Consider the following 15,523-nt stretch of genomic DNA (forward strand, 5'->3'; position numbering starts at 1 on the left):
CCTTCGGCCGCCCTTATGCCGCCAATGCCCTTTGTGTCCGGGCAAAAAGTGCAAGATCGCCAGGGCAGGGCAGGGCAGGGCAGGGCAGGGCAGGGCAGGGCAGGGCAGGGCAGGGGGTTAGCGCCCGCCGAGGGAGCGGTAGTGGGTCTTCTCGGTGGCGGCCAGGCTGAACGTCTCCGAGCGGGCCGGCATCGGCACGACGACCAGGCCGGGCCGGTCCACCAGGCGCGGGGTCTCCGGCGGCGTCGACAGCGAGCTGTCCCGGGTGGCCCGCCAGCTCAGCACCGCCAGCGGCTGCCCCGGCACCGGCAGCGCGTACGCCTGTAGCGGGCTGGACCGGTCGGCGGGGGAGACCACCGGCGGGCCCCCGTCGGACGGGCGGTAGACCACGGCGGTCATCGTCCCGTCCGCCGTCTCCCAACTGAGCTGCTCCAGCTCCGCCGGCTCGCCGCCACCGAGGGCGACCTCGCCCAGGGTGCGGACCGCCAGCTTGGACATCGGCCAGGACGACGGCGTGGAGCGCGGCGCGTCCCGGTCGCCGATGCGGCGGGGGACGCTGCCGAACGGGCCCTCCTCGCCGGCGAGCACGCAGGTGTCGAGGCCCTTGAGGGCCCGCTTGCCGGAGCCGCTCTCGTCCCGCACGAGCGGATAGCGCGGGTCGGTGGTGCCGGTGCCCAGGTCGAGCAGCCGGTCGGCGGACCGGCCCCGGGGCAGCGACTCGGTCGCCTTCAGCGTGGCGGTCACCCCGACGGCCCGGCAGGCCGGCACGTCCACCGGCTCGGTGAGGCCGTCGACGTTGCGCAGCGCGCGGCCGTCCGGCCCGAGCAGCCGCTCGACCCGGCTCGACGTCAGGTAGCGCCGGCCGGCGACGGTGTGCACGGGCAGCACGTCGGAGTAGACGAGGTAGCCGGGGTCGGTGTACTCGGCGGCGCGGGTGACCGCGTACCGGCCGCTGTCGGCGGTGACCTGGAGCAGCCAGGACGCGCTCTCGCCGGGCACGTCGGCGGCCACCAGCACCAGCGGCGCGCCGTCCACCTCGCCGGACCAGAGGATCCCGGACGTGGGCAGGTGCACCCGGTCCTCGGCCGGCGACCGCCAGTCGCGGACCGCCCCGGTCACCGCCGCGGTCACGGTGGCGTCGCCCGCGAGCGCGCCGCGCGGCGGCCACACCGCCAGGTCGCCGTCGAGGCTGTCGTACCCGACCCGCAGGTCGCCCGGCTGCCGGTCGGCGACCGGACCGCAGGCCGTCGCGGTGAGCAGCAGGGTCAGCAGTGCGGTGGCCGTGATGCCGCGCCGGCGGACTGGAGCCACCTGTACGCCCCCTCGATCGCCTCAGCCGTGGTCTACGGAAAGCGCCATAGTACGAGATGTCCGATCACCCGGACGCGGCACCTCGTCCGCCGACCGGCCGCAGGTCACACGGCCGGCCGACACGCGCCACAGAGGACGGTGACGTGGTTTCAGGGCGAATGTCCCGCTCGGGTAGACTCCGCCGACTGTGACGCCTGCCGAGACCTGCGCCGAATCCTCGCCGGAATCCGACGCCGCCGCGGCCTCCGCGTCCGACCCCGCCGCCCGGCCCGACGGCGGCGACGCCGGTGACCGTACGTCGAACGGCGCCGCATCCGTCCCCGCCACCCGGGCCCCGGCCGAGGCCACCGGGCCGTCGGGCGCCGCTGCCGAGGTCGACGCCGCCGCCGGAACGCCGTCGAAGACCGTCGCCCGCACCTCGCCGGCGGCGGACGGCGCGGCCGGGGCACGGACGGCGGACGGCACGTCCGGGGCGCTGGCGGCGGACGGCGGGGCGGCCGAGGCACCGACGGCGGACGGCGGGGCGGCCCCCGCCCGGCCGCGGCGCTGGGCCCGACGCCGGCAGGACCTCGTGGTCTTCGGCCTGTTCCTGCTCGCCGCGGTCTGGGTGACCAGCCAGATCTGGGTGGACCCGGCCGGCCGGGTGGCGTCGCTCTACAGCAGCGACCCGGCCCAGGTGCAGTTCTTCCTCGCCCACTCGGTACGCGTGGTGCTGCACGGCGAGTTCCCGTTCTTCACCGAGCAGTTCAACTATCCCGACGGGGTCAACCTGATGGCCAACACGGCCATCCTCGCGCTGGGCATCCCGATGGTGCCGGTGACCCTGCTCTTCGGCCCGGCCGTGACGTTCGTGGTGCTGGTCACCCTCGCCCTCGCCGGCACCGCCTCGGCCTGGTACTTCGTGCTCTCCCGGCACGTCGTGCGCAGCCCGCTGGCGGCGGCGGTCGGCGGCTGGTTCTGCGGGTTCTCGCCGGCGATGCTGTCGCACGCCAACTGGCACCCCAACATCATCTCCCAGTTCCTGCTGCCGTTCATCGTCTGGCGGGTGCTGGTCATCACCCGGTCCCGGCGGCCGTGGCGCGACGGTCTGCTGCTCGCCCTGCTGGTCACCGTCCAGGCGTTCATCAACGAGGAGATCCTGCTCTTCACGGCGTTGGCCTGCGGGGTGTTCCTGCTCGCCGTGCTCGCCCAGCGTCCGGCGCTCTGGTCGGCGGCGTGGCGGCCGCTGGCGAAGGCCCTGGCGACCTGCGCCGTCGTCGCCGGGGCGCTGCTGGCGTACCCGCTCTACGTCCAGTTCGCGGGGCCGATGGCGTACCACGGGCTGAGTGACGCGGTCCGCGACTACGGCAACGACATCGCCGCGTTCTTCGCCCCCGGCTCGCCGACGCTCGGCGGCAACGAGCGCGCGAACATCAACCTCGCCCCGAACTACTCGGAGGAGAACGCCTTCTTCGGCTGGAGCCTCTCCCTGATCGCCGTCGGCATCGTGGCCTGGCTGCGGCGGGAGCTGCTGGTCCGGGCGCTCGCCGTGACCGGGGTCTTCTTCGCCGTGCTCTCCCTCGGCGAGCGGGTGTCCTGGTGGGACCGCGAGCTGGTCACCGGGCCGTGGGAGTGGCTGGTCCGGCTGCCGCTGCTCGACGCGGTGGTGCCGACCCGGTTCGGCCTCATCACCGGCGTGGTGATCGGCATCCTGCTGGCGCTGGCCGTCGAGCGCTCCCGGACGCTGCCGGTCGAGCCACGGACGCTGCGTACGCTCACCGTCGCCGGGCTCGTCCTCGCGCTGCTGCCGATCGCGCCGATGCCGCTGAAGGTCACGTCGCGCCCGCCGGTGCCGGACTTCATCACCGCCGACCGGTGGCGCGGCTACGTCGGGCCGGACCAGACCCTGGTGCCGATCCCGGTGCCGAACATGGGCCACACCCACGGGATGCGCTGGGCCGCGTCCACCAACCTCGACTTCAAGATCCCCGGCGGCTACTTCCTCGCCCCGCGCAACGGCAACACCGGCGACCCCGGCCGCTTCGGTGGCCGGCCCAGCGGCGTGGGGCAGTTGCTGGAGGAGGTCGCGTCGACCGGCCGTACCCCCGAACTGGACGACCGGCAGCGCCGCCGGTCGCTCGACGAGCTGCGGCACTGGCGGGCGGCCATCCTGGTGCTCCCGGTCGACCAGCACCACGCCGAGCCGCTGCGGCGCACCGTCGAGCAGCTGGTCGGCCCCGGCCGCCGGGAGCTGGACGTCTGGGTGTGGGACGTCCGGGCGCTGACCGACCAGCCGGCCTGATGGCCGCACCGACGGCGACCGGCACCGTCGACGCGGCACCAGCCCGGCGCCCGCGCCGGCTGCCGGCCCGCGCCGCCGACGCGCTGGTCGTCGCCGGCTACCTCGCCCTGGCGGTGCTGCTGACCGTCGGCCAGTGGGGGCGCCCGGGGCGGCTGTTCCACCAGGCGGGGGACCAGATCCTCTTCGAGTGGATGCTGGCCCGCGCGGCCCGGGCCGTGACGGGCCTGGAGAACCCGCTGTACAGCTCGGCGCTGAACGCGCCGGACGGCGTGAACCTGATGGCCAACACGTCGGTGCTCGGCCTGGGCGTGCCGCTGACCCCGGTCACCCTGCTGTTCGGCTCGCAGGCGGCGTTCCTGGTGGCGGTGGTCGGCTGCCTCGCCGGCACCGCGACCGCCTGGTACGTGCTGCTGCGCCGCCGGCTCGTCGACTCCCGGGTGGCCGCGGCCGTCGGCGGCCTGTTCTGCGGCTTCGCCCCGGGCATGGTCGCGCAGGCCGGGGCGCACCTGCACATGGCCGCGCAGTTCCTGGTGCCGGCGATCCTGGCGCTGGTCTTCCACCCCGACCCGCGCCGGGCGGTGCGGCACGGGGCGCTGCTGGGGCTGCTGGTGGCGTACCAGGTCTTCCTCGGCGAGGAGGTGCTGGTCTTCCTGGTGCTGGCGGCCGGGACGTTCGCGCTCGCGTACGCGGCGGCCGACCGGTCGGCCGCCCGCCGGCTGGCGCCCGCGCTGCTCGTGCGGCTGGGGATCGGCGTGGCGGTCTCGCTGCCGCTGCTGGCGTACCCGCTGTGGTTCCAGTTCTTCGGCCCGGGCCACTACCGGGGGATGCCCTTCCACGTGTACGGCTACCAGCTCGACGCCGCGTCGTTCACCGCCTCCGCCCGGCAGACCGTGTTCGGCGACGACCACCTGCCGGGCCTGCTCGCACCGAACCCGACCGAGGAGAACTCCTTCTTCGGGCCGGGGCTGCTGGTGCTCGCCGTGGTGATCGTGATCTGGCTGTGGCGCCGGCCGTCGGTGCGCGCGCTGGCCGTCTGCGGGGTGCTGTTCGCGCTGCTCTCCCTCGGCGCGCAGGTGCGCCTGGAGGGCACGGCCACCGGCATCCCCGGCCCGTACCGGCTGGTCGCGGAGCTGCCGCTGCTCGACCTCGCGGTGCCGGCGCGTTTCCCGCTGGTCTGCATCCCGGTGCTGGGCATCCTGCTCGCCCTCTCCCTCGACCGCCTCCGCGCCGCCGAAGAACCACGGGCGGGCGGGGTGCCGGTGCGGCTGCTCTGGGGCGGGGCGGTGGCCGCCGCGCTGCTGCCGCTGTTCCCCACCCCGATCCGGACCGTGCCGGCCTGGCCGGTGCCGGCCTTCGTGGCCGAGGGCGGCTGGCGCGCGTACGTCCCGCCGGGTCGGACCGTGGTGCCGGTGCCGCCGGTGACCGGCGCCGGGGTCAGTCCGGCGATGCTCTGGTCGGCCCGCACCGGGCTGGCCTTCCCGACGCCGGGCGGCTACTTCATCGGCCCCCGGGCCGCCGACGACCCGGCCGCCCGCTGGGGCGCGCCGGATCGTCCCACGGCCGTGCTGCTGCGCCGGGCGGCGGAGACCGGCGAGGTGCCGGCGGTCACCGACGCCGACCGCCGGAGCGCGGTGGAGGACCTGCGCCACTGGCGCGCCGCCGTGGTGGTCCAGGGTGGACTGCACCACGGCGACCCGGTCCGGCGTACGGTCGAGGCGCTCCTCGGTCCCGGTCGCGAGGTCGCGGGCGCCTACGTCTGGGACGTGCGCCCGCTGGTGGGGTGACGGGTCAGCCGACCAGGGGACGGACGTCCCACAGCCAGACGTCGTCGACGCGCTGCGGCGGGCCGATCAGCGCGGTCATCAGCTCCCGGAGGACCGCCTCGCGCGGGTGCGCGCCGAGGACGACCACGGACGCCTTCCAGAAGCGCAGGTCCTCGACGGCCTGGCGGCGGTTCTCGTCGGTGAGCGGGGGCACGTCGCCGGAGTCCATCGTGGCGTAGACCAGGGTGCTGGTCGGCCGGTTCGGCGCGCCGAAGACGCCCTCGCCCAGCTCGTTCGGCCCGATGAAGTAGCCGCCGGGGATGGGGAACGCGTGCTGCGTCAGGGCGCTCCAGCGCAGCGTGGGCAGGCCGTGCACGTTGCTCGGGATCGGCACCGGCACCAGGGTCCGGCCCGCCGGCACGTACGGGCGCCAGCCGCCGGCGGTGATGAAGTGCGGCGGGGGCTCGACGGGCTGCGCCGGCAGCGGGCGGGGGACGAGCGGCAGGACGGCGAGCGCGACGGCCGCGTACCCGACCGGCCGGAGCCAGCGGCGGCGCGGCCTGGCGCCACCGGCGGTGTCGTCGCCGACGCGGGGGGCCGGCACCGGCGGGCGACCGTTGTGGGCCACCGCGTCCCAGGCCAGGGCGAGCAGCACGCCGACCGCCGCCCCCACCACCAGGGCCAGCCGGGTCGGCATCATCATCTCGACCAGCGGCAGGTCGTCGGGGATGTACGACCACGGGCCGTCCGTCTCGGTCTCCACCCCGTTCAGGCGTACCTTCGGGCCGATCGAGGCCACGGTGAAGACCACCACCAGCACCGCCACGATCCGGGCCGCGAGCGAGCGGCGGACCAGCAGCACCAGCGCCACCAGCGACAGCAGCACCAGCGGCCAGCCGAACCAGGTGTTCTGCTCGGTCAGCCCGATGGTCTTCTCCACCGCCTCGTCCCCGGCGACGGTGTCCCGGGCGAAGGTGACGAAGGCCGCCAGGTCCTCGCCCCAGTTGTGGAACACCCCGCCCTGCAGGCCACGGTAGGACTGCGGGCCGTTGAACTGGAACCAGATCGGGTAGGCCGTCAGCAGCAGGGCCAACCCGCCGCCCACGCCGAGCGCGGCGGCGAAGGTGCCGGCCACCGCCCGCGTCCGTGCCGGCCGCATGACGGCGTACGCGACCACGGCGACCAGGCAGGCCAGCGCGGTCAGCAGCAGCATCTCCTCGTTGATGAAGATCTGGTACGCCACCAGCAGCCCGAGCACGACGCCGTTGCGCCGCCACCGGCCGGGCTCGCCGAGCCGGAACACCCGCAGCACGATCAGCGGCAGCAGGAAGTTCGAGACGAAGTTGGGCTGACCGTTGGCGTGGTGCACGATGCCGGGCGCGAAGCCGAGGAACGCGCCGCCGACGAAGGCCGCCGCCCGGGAGCGCACCAGGTGCCGCGACAGCACCCAGTACGACGTGCCGGCCGTCGCCGCCAGCGCGGCGCCCAGGTAGAGCGCGTACATGACCTGCGGGCCGAGGAGCATGGTCAGCGGCGCCAGCGGCAGCGTCACCCCGAGCAGCGAGGTGTTCGCCATCATGTTCACCCCGTCCGGGGCGTTCTGCCGGGCGGTGAACAGCGGGTTCTCCAGGTGCCGCACCGAGTACGCGCCGTGCGAGAAGAGCCACTCGAACCAGCTGTGGTCGGTGGGCAGGTGCGACGACACCCGGTTCTGCACGTCCACCCAGTAGTTCAGGCACACGAGAACGCCGAGCAGGACATAGGCTCCGATGGCCAGTACGTCGGCGCGGGCCGGCCGCCGCCGGGGCCGCCGCGACGGCTCGGCCGCGACGGGCGCGGAGACGAAGTTCAGCGAGGGGTTTACCACCGGCACAGCCACGACGCGCCATCGTACAGGCGCGGATGCGTCGCTTTTGCCGGGCCGGTGCCTGCCCGGCCGGTTTGCCGGCCCGCGCGGGGGTGTGACGGGGAGGACGGCGCGTGACGGTCATCGACCTCGGTGAGCGGCGGGAGGTTCCGCCGCCGGTCGGCCCCGGGCCGGGCCGGGCGGTCCGTCGCTGGGCCCCAGCCCTGGTCGCCCTGCTGTGCCTGGCCGTGCTGACCGCTGCCGCGCCACGGGCCGCGCACCCGCCCGGCGCCGTCATCCCGGCCCGCCCGGACGCCGACGTCGTCGTCGCGGGCGACCTGCTGCTGGTGGTCGACCGGACCGGGCCCGACGCGGCGAGCAGCCCGGGCCCGGAGCGCCGGGTGGCCGCCTATCAACTGCCCTCGGGCCGTCCACTGTGGCAGCTGCCGCTGACCGGGCCGGTGAGTCCCTTCCCCGTCGTGCGCGTCGGCGACGTGGTGGCGCTCGTCATGCCTGAGGAGCCGGCGGGGCCGCAGGTCGTCGGGCTCGCCGCCGCCGACGGCGCGGTGCGCTGGCGCGTCGACGGGCAGTTGTACGCCGCCACGCCGGCCGGAAACCTGCTCGTGTGGGGGGTCGCCGGCGCCGGGCCGGGCACGCCCGCGCTGCGGTCGGTCGAGGCCGCCACCGGTACGGTCCGCTGGGCGCTGCGGCTGTCCCCGGAGGCCCTGCACTGGTCGGCCCGGGACGGCCGGGTGACGCTGCTGACGGTGCTCGACGGCGGGCGGCTGGAGCTGCGCGACCCGGACTCGGGCGCCCTCCGGCACGCGACGGCCCTGCCCGCCGCGGGCGAGCCGCCCGAGGTGCTCGGGGTCACCGACGACCTGGTCCTGGTGTCCGAAGGGCCCGGCGTGCTGTCCGCCTACGACACCGCCGCCCTGCGCCGGCGGTGGAGCGTGCCGCGCGGCCCGTCCGCACGGCCGTACGCCTCCGGGTGCGGCGTGGTGATCTGTCTCGAGGACGGCGGGCGCGGCTTGCGGCTGCTCGACCCCGCCACCGGCAGCGCCCGCTGGCGCGCCGACGACTGGCCGCTGCTGACTCCCATGGGCGATCGGCTGCTGGCGGCTGGCTATCCGCGCGGCGGTGTGGCGGAACACGTGCTGCTCGACGCGGCGACCGGTCGCCCGGTGCGGGAGCTGGGCCGCTGGCGGTTGGGTGACCTGGCGCCCTGGGAGGACCGCGCGATCCTGCACCGACGGCAGCGGGACGGGCGCGTCCTGATCGGCCGGCTCGACGAGCGGGGGGACGGCGTCCGGGTGCTGGCGGCCCTGCACGGCGTGGTCGGGGCGTGCGGCGGGTACGGGTCGTTCGTCCTCTGCCGCCGGGAGGGCGGCGCGTACGGGGTCTGGGAGCTGCCCGGGTGACCGGTGGAAAGGGGCGGGCATGACCCTGATCGACCTCGGTGAGCTGCGCGACGAGCCGGACGGCGAGACCCCGCTGCCCCGCCCGCCCCGGGCCGTCGGGCGGCCGCTGCGGGCCGCGCTGGTGCTCGCGCTGCTCGTGGCCACCCTGGCCGGTGCCGCGCCGGCACCGGAGCGGTTCTCGTTCGTCGTGCCGGCCCGCCTCGGGTCCGAGGCGTTCCTCGACGGCGACCGGCTCTACGTGGTCGAGCGGGCCGAGGACGAGCCCGGAGGGACCGTCGACGTGCGCGCCTACACCCTGCCCGCGCGGACCCCCGCCGACGGCCGGGCGCCGGCTCCCCTGTGGCGCGCCCGCCTCCTCGCGCCGGGCCGGTTCTGGCAGGTGCAGACCGGGCCCGGGGTGGTGCTGCTCTCGATCGCCGGGGACCAGAGCGTCGGCCAGACGATCGCCCTCGACCCCGCCACCGGCCGGGAGCGCTGGCGGCAGGCCGGCTACCACTGGGCGGACGTCGCCGGGACGCTGCTGATGCAGGACGCCGGCGCCCTGCGGTCGGTGGACCCGGCCTCCGGGCGGGCGCTCTGGTCGGTGCCGACGCCGCCCGAGGGGGTGCACTTCGGCCTCCGCGACGGTCTGGTCGAACGGATCGTGCTGGTCAGTTCCGACGGGAGGGCGGAGGTGCGCGACCCCCGCTCGGGCGGCCTGCTGTACGCGGCGGAGTTGCGCCTCGACGGGCAGCCCGCGATCGGCCGGGTGATGACGACCGACGACCTGTTGCTGGTCCTCTGGCCGCGGAACGGCGTGGTGACCGCGTACGGGCTGGACGGGCTGCGACCGCGGTGGGAGGCGCGCGTGCCGATGGTCGAGCACGTCACCGACTGCGGCGAGGTGCTCTGCGCCGCCGGGCAGACCGGGGGGTTCCACGCGCTCGACCCGGCCACCGGCGCGGTCCGCTGGACCGCGGAGGGGTGGATGGGGGTGCTGTCCGGGCGCGAGGGGCGGCTGCTGGCACACGCGCCGGGGTCGACCGGGGAACGGTTCAGCGTGCTCGACGCGGCGACCGGTCGACAGGTCGCCGACCTCGGCACCTGGCAGCTGATGCCGTGGCACGACGCCACCGACCGGTTCCTCGCCGTGCGGCCGGCCGCATCCGGCGGCGGACTGGTGGTCGGCGAGCTGGACGTCGTGGCCGGCCGGTCCCGGGTGGTCGACGTGCTCAGGGACGCCTCCGGGGACTGCCGGGGCGGCACGGACACGGTGCTGTGCCGGCTGCGCACCGGCGAGTACGGCGTCTGGCGGTTCCGCGGCTGAGCCTCGGCGCGCTGCGTAGTCGTCCGGCCCGCGCCGCCGGGGTCACCCGTCGGGCTGGTCCGGGTGCCGGGTCACCAGTTGGGCTGCTGCGGTGCCGGGGGCAGCGGCACGCCGGGCGGCCGGAGCACGTACGCCACCCCGCCGCTGCCGGCCTGCCAGGCGGCCTCGAACCGGTCCCGGTCGACGGTCCGGCGCACCCCGTCGTCGTCCGGGGCGTACGGGTCGTTGAGCACCGGCGCGCCGGTGTCGGTGAAGCCCACCAGCACCAACAGGTGCCCGGCGGTGTCGTAGTCCAGGCCGGGCACCTGGCCGGCGGTGAACGCGGCGGAGACGATCAGCGGGATGCCGGCCGCCACGAACGCCTCCGCCTCCGCCAGCGACCGCAGCCGGGTGACGAAGGCGTCCACCCCGTGCAGCCCGGCGTACGCGGTGTTGAACGGCCAGTTGCCGGCCCCTGCGTAGGCGTGGTCGTAGCAGTGCCGGGCGGCGTGCACCACCACCGGGCGGGGGCCGGCCGGGGTCACCCAGGCGTACCGGTCCGGGGCGGGGGCGGCGTCCCAGAAGGCGAGCACCATCGACGTGCAGGTGGGGCTGCACCAGGAGTCCCCGCCGCCGCCCCACTGCGGGTGCGCGCCGGCGTGCAGCCGCTGCGAGTAGCGCGGCACGTCCAGCACGGTGCCCCAGGCGGCCGGCGTCGTCCGGGCGGCACCGGGTGCGGCGGCCGGGGCCGGGGCGACTCCGGCGGGCCGGGCGTCCGCGCCGGGCGGGGCCGCCACGGACGGTGGACCCTCGGCCGCCGGCCGGGTCGCCGCGGCCTCCGCGCGCGGCGCGGAGGCGACGGCCCCGACCGTGCGCAGCACCGGCGTGCCGCCGGCGTCGGCGTCCGCCGGCCGGAGCAGGGTCACCCGGGCCTGCCAGCCGGTGACCGTCGCGCCCGTGACCAGCAGGGTGTCCGTGTCCACCCGGGCGTCGGCGTCGCGCTGCCCGGGCACGGAGGTGCGGCGGAACGCCTCGTCGTCGGCGGCCCAGTCGGCGAGGACGTACCAGCCGGTGGACGGGGCGTCGCCGTGCCAGCCGCGCAGCTCCACCCGCAGCCAGCAGCCGCCCGGGGTCTGCCCGGTCCACGAGGGCACCACGTCGCGGACGGCGAAGCCGGCCGGCACGGGCGGCGAGGTCCAGCTGCCCGCGGCGTACCGGCGGGTGCGGCCGTCGGCGTCGGTGTGGTCGAGCCGGTCGACCGGGTCGGCCAGTTCGAGCCCCCAGGGGCCGGCGCGCAGCCCGGCCAGGACGCCCCGGTCCGCGTCGTCCGGCAGACGGAAGCCCCGGTAGGCGACGTCACGCCCGGCCGTCGGCGCCGCGTCGGTCATGCGTCTCCCCGTCCGTCACGAAGGTTGATGCCGGAAGCATCGCGTACGACGAAGGTTTTCTGCAACGGTGGCCGGCCCGGACGGCGGGTGCGGCCCGGGTTGGCGGCCCGCACTAGGTTGTCGGGTGGTCAGGGCGCGAGGAGGCCGGGATGCGGGTACTGGTGGTCGAGGACGAGCGCAACCTCGCCGACGCGATCGTGCGGGGGCTGCGCAAGCGGGGCATGGCGGTGGACGTCGCCTACGACGGTGACAGCGGCCACGAGATGGCGTTCGTCACCCGCTACGACGTGGTGGTGCTGGACCGGGACCTGCCCGGCGTGCACGGCGACCAGATCTGCGCGGACCTGGCGGCCTCCGGCGCGCTCACCCGTGTGTTGATGCTGACCGCCAGCGGCACCGTCGCCGACCGCGTCGAGGGGTTGCAGCTCGGCGCCGACGACTACCTGCCCAAGCCGTTCGCCTTCGACGAGCTGGTCGCCCGGGTGCAGGCGCTCGGCCGGCGGGCCACCCCGGCCGCGCCGCCGGTGCTGGAACTCGCCGATCTGGTGCTCGACCCGGCCCGCCGGGTCGCCACCCGGGGCGGGCAGCCGGTCGACCTGACCAACAAGGAGTTCGGCGTGCTCTGCGAGCTGCTCAAGGCGCGCGGCGCGGTGGTCTCCAGCGAGGAGCTGCTGGAGCGGGTGTGGGACGCCAACACCGACCCGTTCACCACCATCGTCCGGGTCACCGTGATGACACTGCGCAAGAAGCTGGGCGACCCCCCGCTGATCGAGACGGTGGTCGGCGCCGGCTACCGCACGGCGGAGGGGGCACGGTGAGCGCGAGGAGTGAGCCGGTTTTGCGAGCCCCGCAGTCGCGATCGGAGGGGGCACGGTGAGCGCGAGGAGTGAGCCGGTTCTGCGAGCCCCGCAGTCCAAACCGAAGGACCCAGCCGCGCGGAGGCGTCTGCGGCCCACCCTGCGGCTGCGGCTGACCCTGCTCAACGGCGTGCTGCTGGTCGGCGCCGGGGCGATCCTGGTGCTGCTGGCCTGGCTGCTGGTCCGCGACGCGCTGCGACCGACCGACGAGTTGCTCCCCGGCACGACCGTGGTGCTGGCCGACGGGCGGTCGCTGGACGCCGCGCAGTGGCAGCGGCAACTGGTCGACGCCGCCAGCACGGAGCTGCTGGTCAAGGGCCTGGTGGCGCTGCTGGCGATCAGCGTCGTCGGGGTGGCCGGGGCGTACGCGGTGGCCGGGCGGGCGCTGCGCCCGCTGCACCAGGTCACCGCCACCGCCCGGCGGCTCGGCGAGACCACCCTGGACCAGCGGATCGGCTACTCCGGCGCCGACGACGAGGTGGCCGAGCTGGCGAAGACGTTCGACGCGATGCTGGACCGGATCGCCGCCGCGTTCGAGGCGCAGAAGCGCTTCGTCGCCAACGCCTCGCACGAGCTGCGCACCCCCCTCGCCGTGATGCGTACCGAGATCGACGTGACGCTCAGCGACGACGAGGCGGACACCGCCGAGTACCGCCGGATGGCCACGGTCGTGCGGGACGCCTCCGAACGGGCCAACGGGCTGGTCGACGCCCTGCTGGTGCTGGCCCGCAGCGAGGCCCAGGCGGGCCGCCGGCTCGGCCGCCGCACCGAGTGCGACCTCGCCGCCGGCACCGCCAACGCCCTGTCGGCCGTACGCCGGGAGGTGGAGCGGATCGGGTTGCGGGTGCAGACGTCGCTGGAGTCCGCGCCGGTGGTCGGCGATCCGGGGCTGCTGGACCGGTTGGCCGGCAACCTGATCGAGAACGCGGTGCGTTACAACCACCTGCACGGCCGGCTCTGGGTGCGTACGGGCTCGGACGGGTGCCGGTCCTGGCTGGTGGTGGGCAACACCGGCTTCGAGGTGGACCAGGCCGACGTGCCGGGCCTGTTCGAGCCGTTCCGGCGCGGCGGCCGGGAGCGCACCGGCGCGCGCGGCTCGGGCCTCGGGCTCTCCATCGTCCGGGCGGTCTGCGACGCGCACGGCGGCACGGTCAGGGTGATCGCCCAGCCCGGCGGTGGGCTGGAGGTCACAGTGACCCTGCCGGCGGCGGAGGCCGCCCCGGCGGTGACCGCCGAGGAACCGGCCGCCGGACGGTGACGCGGCACGGGGGTTGCGGGGCGCGCCGGCCCGATGAAAGGATCATGGCGTCAGCCCGACATCCGGAGGGGGGTGCGTCGAATGTTCACCGTCATGATCTCCGCGCCCCGTCTCGCCGGCTGACCCTCACGCACGCGGGGCGCCTCCATCCGTAGCGGAGGAACCCGTGTATCCACGGATCCACAACATCAGTTTCGATTGTCACGACACCTACGCCCTGTCCGGCTTCTGGTCGGCGGTGCTCGGCTACGCCCGGCACGCCGACGACGCACCGGGCGGCCCGGAGGCGGTCCTGCTGCCGCCGGGCGGCGACACCACCCCGAGCGTGTTCTTCCAGCAGGTGCCCGAGGCCAAGACGGTCAAGAACCGGGTGCACGTCTGCCTGCAACCGGCCGGTCGGACCCGCGACCAGGAGGTCGAGCGGGTGCTCGGGCTCGGCGCGGTCCTGGTGGACGACCAGCGGCGCGCCGACGGTACGGGCTGGGTGGTGCTCGCCGACCCGGAGGGCAACGAGTTCTGCGTCCTGCGCGGCGCGGCGGAGCGGGCAGGTGCGTCGACAGAGGAGGAACACCAGTGAGCGCGACCATCCACAACATCGGCATCGACTGCCGCGACACGTACGCCCTGGCCGGCTTCTGGGCGCAGGTCTTCGACTGCCCCCGGCAGCCGGACGACTTCCCGGGTGACCCGGAGGCCATGCTGCTGCCCCCGGGGGGCCCGGAGGTGCTCTTCCTGGCCGTGCCCGAGGGCAAGACGGTGAAGAACCGCCTGCACCTCGACCTGGAGCCCGCGGACCGGACCCGGGACGAGGAGGTGGCGCGGCTGCTGGGCATCGGCGCCACCCACGTCTCCGACAACATCCGCCCGGACGGTTCGGGCTGGGTGGTGCTGGCCGACCCGGAGGGCAACGAGTTCTGCGTGCTGCGCAGCGCCGCCGAGCGGGCGGCCGCGGCGGGCTGACGCGGCAAGCTGACGCGGCAGGCTGACGCGACAGGGGCCCGTCACCGGTGGTGACGGGCCCCTGCGTGCCCGGCGGTCAGTACTTCTGCTCGATCTGGCCGCGGATGGCGACGAACTCGGCCGCCGCGGCGGCCGAGGACGAGAAGAACATCACGATGATCCCGACGCTGCCGTGGTCGGCCCACGCGCAGACGCCCAGCGGCACGTCGGCGGACTCGCCGTCGCCGCACCTGGCCTCGCCGCCGTTCGGGCCCGGGGCGATGTTCGTCAGCCTCTTGACCTTCAGCTCGCTGGAGATCCCCTTGACCGCGTCGTCGAGCTCACGCTCGGGGTTGAGCACGAAGGTGGAGGCCGCGACCACCATGACCATGTCGCGCTCGTCGGCGCTGCCGTAGAAGGCGCCGGCCACGCCCGTCGCCTGGGGCACCGAGGTCTTCAGTTCCCGCACCATGTCGTCGGCCAGCTTCTTCAGCGTCGGCTCGGTGCTCTGCGGGCGGCCCGCGAGGGTCTCCGGCGTGACGACCCGGATCCGGGGGGTGGAACTGGTCTCCGGGGACGGGGCGGCCTCCGACGACGGCGCGGCGCTCGGCGTGGCGCTCGACGCCGGGGTCGCCGTCGGCGTCGGGTTCACGACCGGGGTGTCGTTGTCGGAGAGGGCGACGTAGCCCACGGCGCCCCCGCCGAGGCAGAGCACCAGCAGCCCGACGATACCCAGGGTCAGGACCAGGTTGAGGTGCGACCGCGCGGGCCCGCCGCCCGGCTGGGGCGCGCCGGCGTACTGCGGCGGGTAGCCGGCGTACGGGGCGGGTGGGAAGCCCTCCTGCGGCGTGACGGGATATCCGCCGTACGGCTGGGTGGGGTACGGGGCCGCCGGGGAGCCGGAGGCCGGCGCGGCGGACCAGCCGCCGTGGTGCGGCGGCTGCCCGCCCGCCGGCGGCCAGCCCTCCGCCGGCGGCACGGGGTAGCTGTCCGGCTGCGGCGGGTGGAAGTCGTAGTGGGTGTCGTGCTCATGCTGCCCGGACCAGGGATCGACCGGCGGTGAGGACATGGATCAGCTCCAGGCGACGTTGCGAACGCGTGATCGTAGCCAGCCACCGCTGCGTCCCGCTATCCCCTTCCCGACCAGGCGGGCCGCGACGACGATCGCGGTGGC

Annotated in this window: 12 protein-coding genes; 8 read left to right on the plus strand and 4 right to left on the minus strand. The window is 75.6% G+C overall.

The annotated features are described in order from the left end of the window. Nucleotides 1-117 precede the first annotated feature (117 nt). Nucleotides 118-1,311: a hypothetical protein gene (locus ACGF5C_RS01790; RefSeq protein ID WP_393295765.1), complete on the minus strand. Its 1,194-nt coding sequence runs from the start codon at nucleotides 1,309-1,311 to the stop codon at nucleotides 118-120. Nucleotides 1,312-1,786: 475 nt separating this feature from the next. Between ACGF5C_RS01790 and ACGF5C_RS01795 the strand changes: the two genes are divergently transcribed. Then, a complete protein-coding gene (locus ACGF5C_RS01795) occupies nucleotides 1,787-3,592 on the plus strand; it encodes a hypothetical protein (protein WP_393295942.1) in 1,806 nt (601 codons plus the stop codon). Further along, nucleotides 3,592-5,376: a hypothetical protein gene (locus ACGF5C_RS01800; protein WP_393295767.1), complete on the plus strand. Its 1,785-nt coding sequence runs from the start codon at nucleotides 3,592-3,594 to the stop codon at nucleotides 5,374-5,376. Before ACGF5C_RS01795 ends, ACGF5C_RS01800 begins: the two co-directional genes overlap by 1 nt. Nucleotides 5,377-5,380: 4 nt before the next feature. Here ACGF5C_RS01800 and ACGF5C_RS01805 read toward each other — a convergent pair whose 3' ends face one another. Further along, entirely contained in the window at nucleotides 5,381-7,228 is a 1,848-nt protein-coding gene (locus ACGF5C_RS01805) for a hypothetical protein (protein WP_393295944.1), read from the minus strand. A 107-nt stretch (nucleotides 7,229-7,335) separates the two neighbouring features. Between ACGF5C_RS01805 and ACGF5C_RS01810 the strand changes: the two genes are divergently transcribed. Further along, nucleotides 7,336-8,622: a PQQ-binding-like beta-propeller repeat protein gene (locus ACGF5C_RS01810; RefSeq protein ID WP_393295769.1), complete on the plus strand. Its 1,287-nt coding sequence runs from the start codon at nucleotides 7,336-7,338 to the stop codon at nucleotides 8,620-8,622. A 19-nt stretch (nucleotides 8,623-8,641) separates the two neighbouring features. Beyond that, nucleotides 8,642-9,928, plus strand: coding sequence for a PQQ-binding-like beta-propeller repeat protein (locus ACGF5C_RS01815; RefSeq protein ID WP_393295771.1), 1,287 nt, complete (start codon nucleotides 8,642-8,644; stop codon nucleotides 9,926-9,928). A gap of 71 nt (nucleotides 9,929-9,999) precedes the next feature. Here ACGF5C_RS01815 and ACGF5C_RS01820 read toward each other — a convergent pair whose 3' ends face one another. Further along, the gene (locus ACGF5C_RS01820) at nucleotides 10,000-11,295 is read right to left on the minus strand and encodes a peptidase C39 family protein (RefSeq protein ID WP_393295773.1); all 1,296 of its coding nucleotides are present in this window, start codon (nucleotides 11,293-11,295) and stop codon (nucleotides 10,000-10,002) included. A 149-nt stretch (nucleotides 11,296-11,444) separates the two neighbouring features. Between ACGF5C_RS01820 and ACGF5C_RS01825 the strand changes: the two genes are divergently transcribed. From ACGF5C_RS01825 to ACGF5C_RS01840, 4 genes are all read left to right on the plus strand, one after another. Further along, nucleotides 11,445-12,113 (plus strand): response regulator transcription factor, encoded by a 669-nt coding sequence (locus ACGF5C_RS01825; protein ID WP_357696546.1) that lies wholly within the window; start codon nucleotides 11,445-11,447, stop codon nucleotides 12,111-12,113. Nucleotides 12,114-12,192: 79 nt separating this feature from the next. After that, complete coding sequence (locus ACGF5C_RS01830) at nucleotides 12,193-13,410, plus strand: sensor histidine kinase (protein ID WP_393295946.1); 1,218 nt, start codon at nucleotides 12,193-12,195, stop codon at nucleotides 13,408-13,410. A 166-nt stretch (nucleotides 13,411-13,576) separates the two neighbouring features. Then, a complete protein-coding gene (locus tag ACGF5C_RS01835; protein ID WP_393295775.1) occupies nucleotides 13,577-13,987 on the plus strand; it encodes a VOC family protein in 411 nt (136 codons plus the stop codon). Then, nucleotides 13,984-14,370: a VOC family protein gene (locus tag ACGF5C_RS01840; protein ID WP_357696540.1), complete on the plus strand. Its 387-nt coding sequence runs from the start codon at nucleotides 13,984-13,986 to the stop codon at nucleotides 14,368-14,370. Before ACGF5C_RS01835 ends, ACGF5C_RS01840 begins: the two co-directional genes overlap by 4 nt. Before the next feature lie 76 nt (nucleotides 14,371-14,446). On the opposite strand, the gene ACGF5C_RS01845 is transcribed toward ACGF5C_RS01840, so the two are convergent. Beyond that, a complete protein-coding gene (locus tag ACGF5C_RS01845) occupies nucleotides 14,447-15,418 on the minus strand; it encodes a hypothetical protein (RefSeq protein WP_393295777.1) in 972 nt (323 codons plus the stop codon). Nucleotides 15,419-15,523 lie beyond the last annotated feature (105 nt).

It is taken from the genome of Micromonospora sp. NPDC047620, from assembly GCF_043205005.1.
Taxonomy (GTDB): domain Bacteria; phylum Actinomycetota; class Actinomycetes; order Mycobacteriales; family Micromonosporaceae; genus Micromonospora.

What these genes read in the sequence shown, in the direction of transcription:
- ACGF5C_RS01800 (WP_393295767.1), top strand. Translation starts at nt 3,592, where the DNA reads ATGGCCGCACCGACGGCGACCGGCACCGTCGACGCGGCACCAGCCCGG.
- ACGF5C_RS01815 (WP_393295771.1), top strand. Translation starts at nt 8,642, where the DNA reads ATGACCCTGATCGACCTCGGTGAGCTGCGCGACGAGCCGGACGGCGAG.
- ACGF5C_RS01820 (WP_393295773.1), bottom strand. Translation starts at nt 11,295, where the DNA reads ATGACCGACGCGGCGCCGACGGCCGGGCGTGACGTCGCCTACCGGGGC.
- ACGF5C_RS01825 (WP_357696546.1), top strand. Translation starts at nt 11,445, where the DNA reads ATGCGGGTACTGGTGGTCGAGGACGAGCGCAACCTCGCCGACGCGATC.
- ACGF5C_RS01845 (WP_393295777.1), bottom strand. Translation starts at nt 15,418, where the DNA reads ATGTCCTCACCGCCGGTCGATCCCTGGTCCGGGCAGCATGAGCACGAC.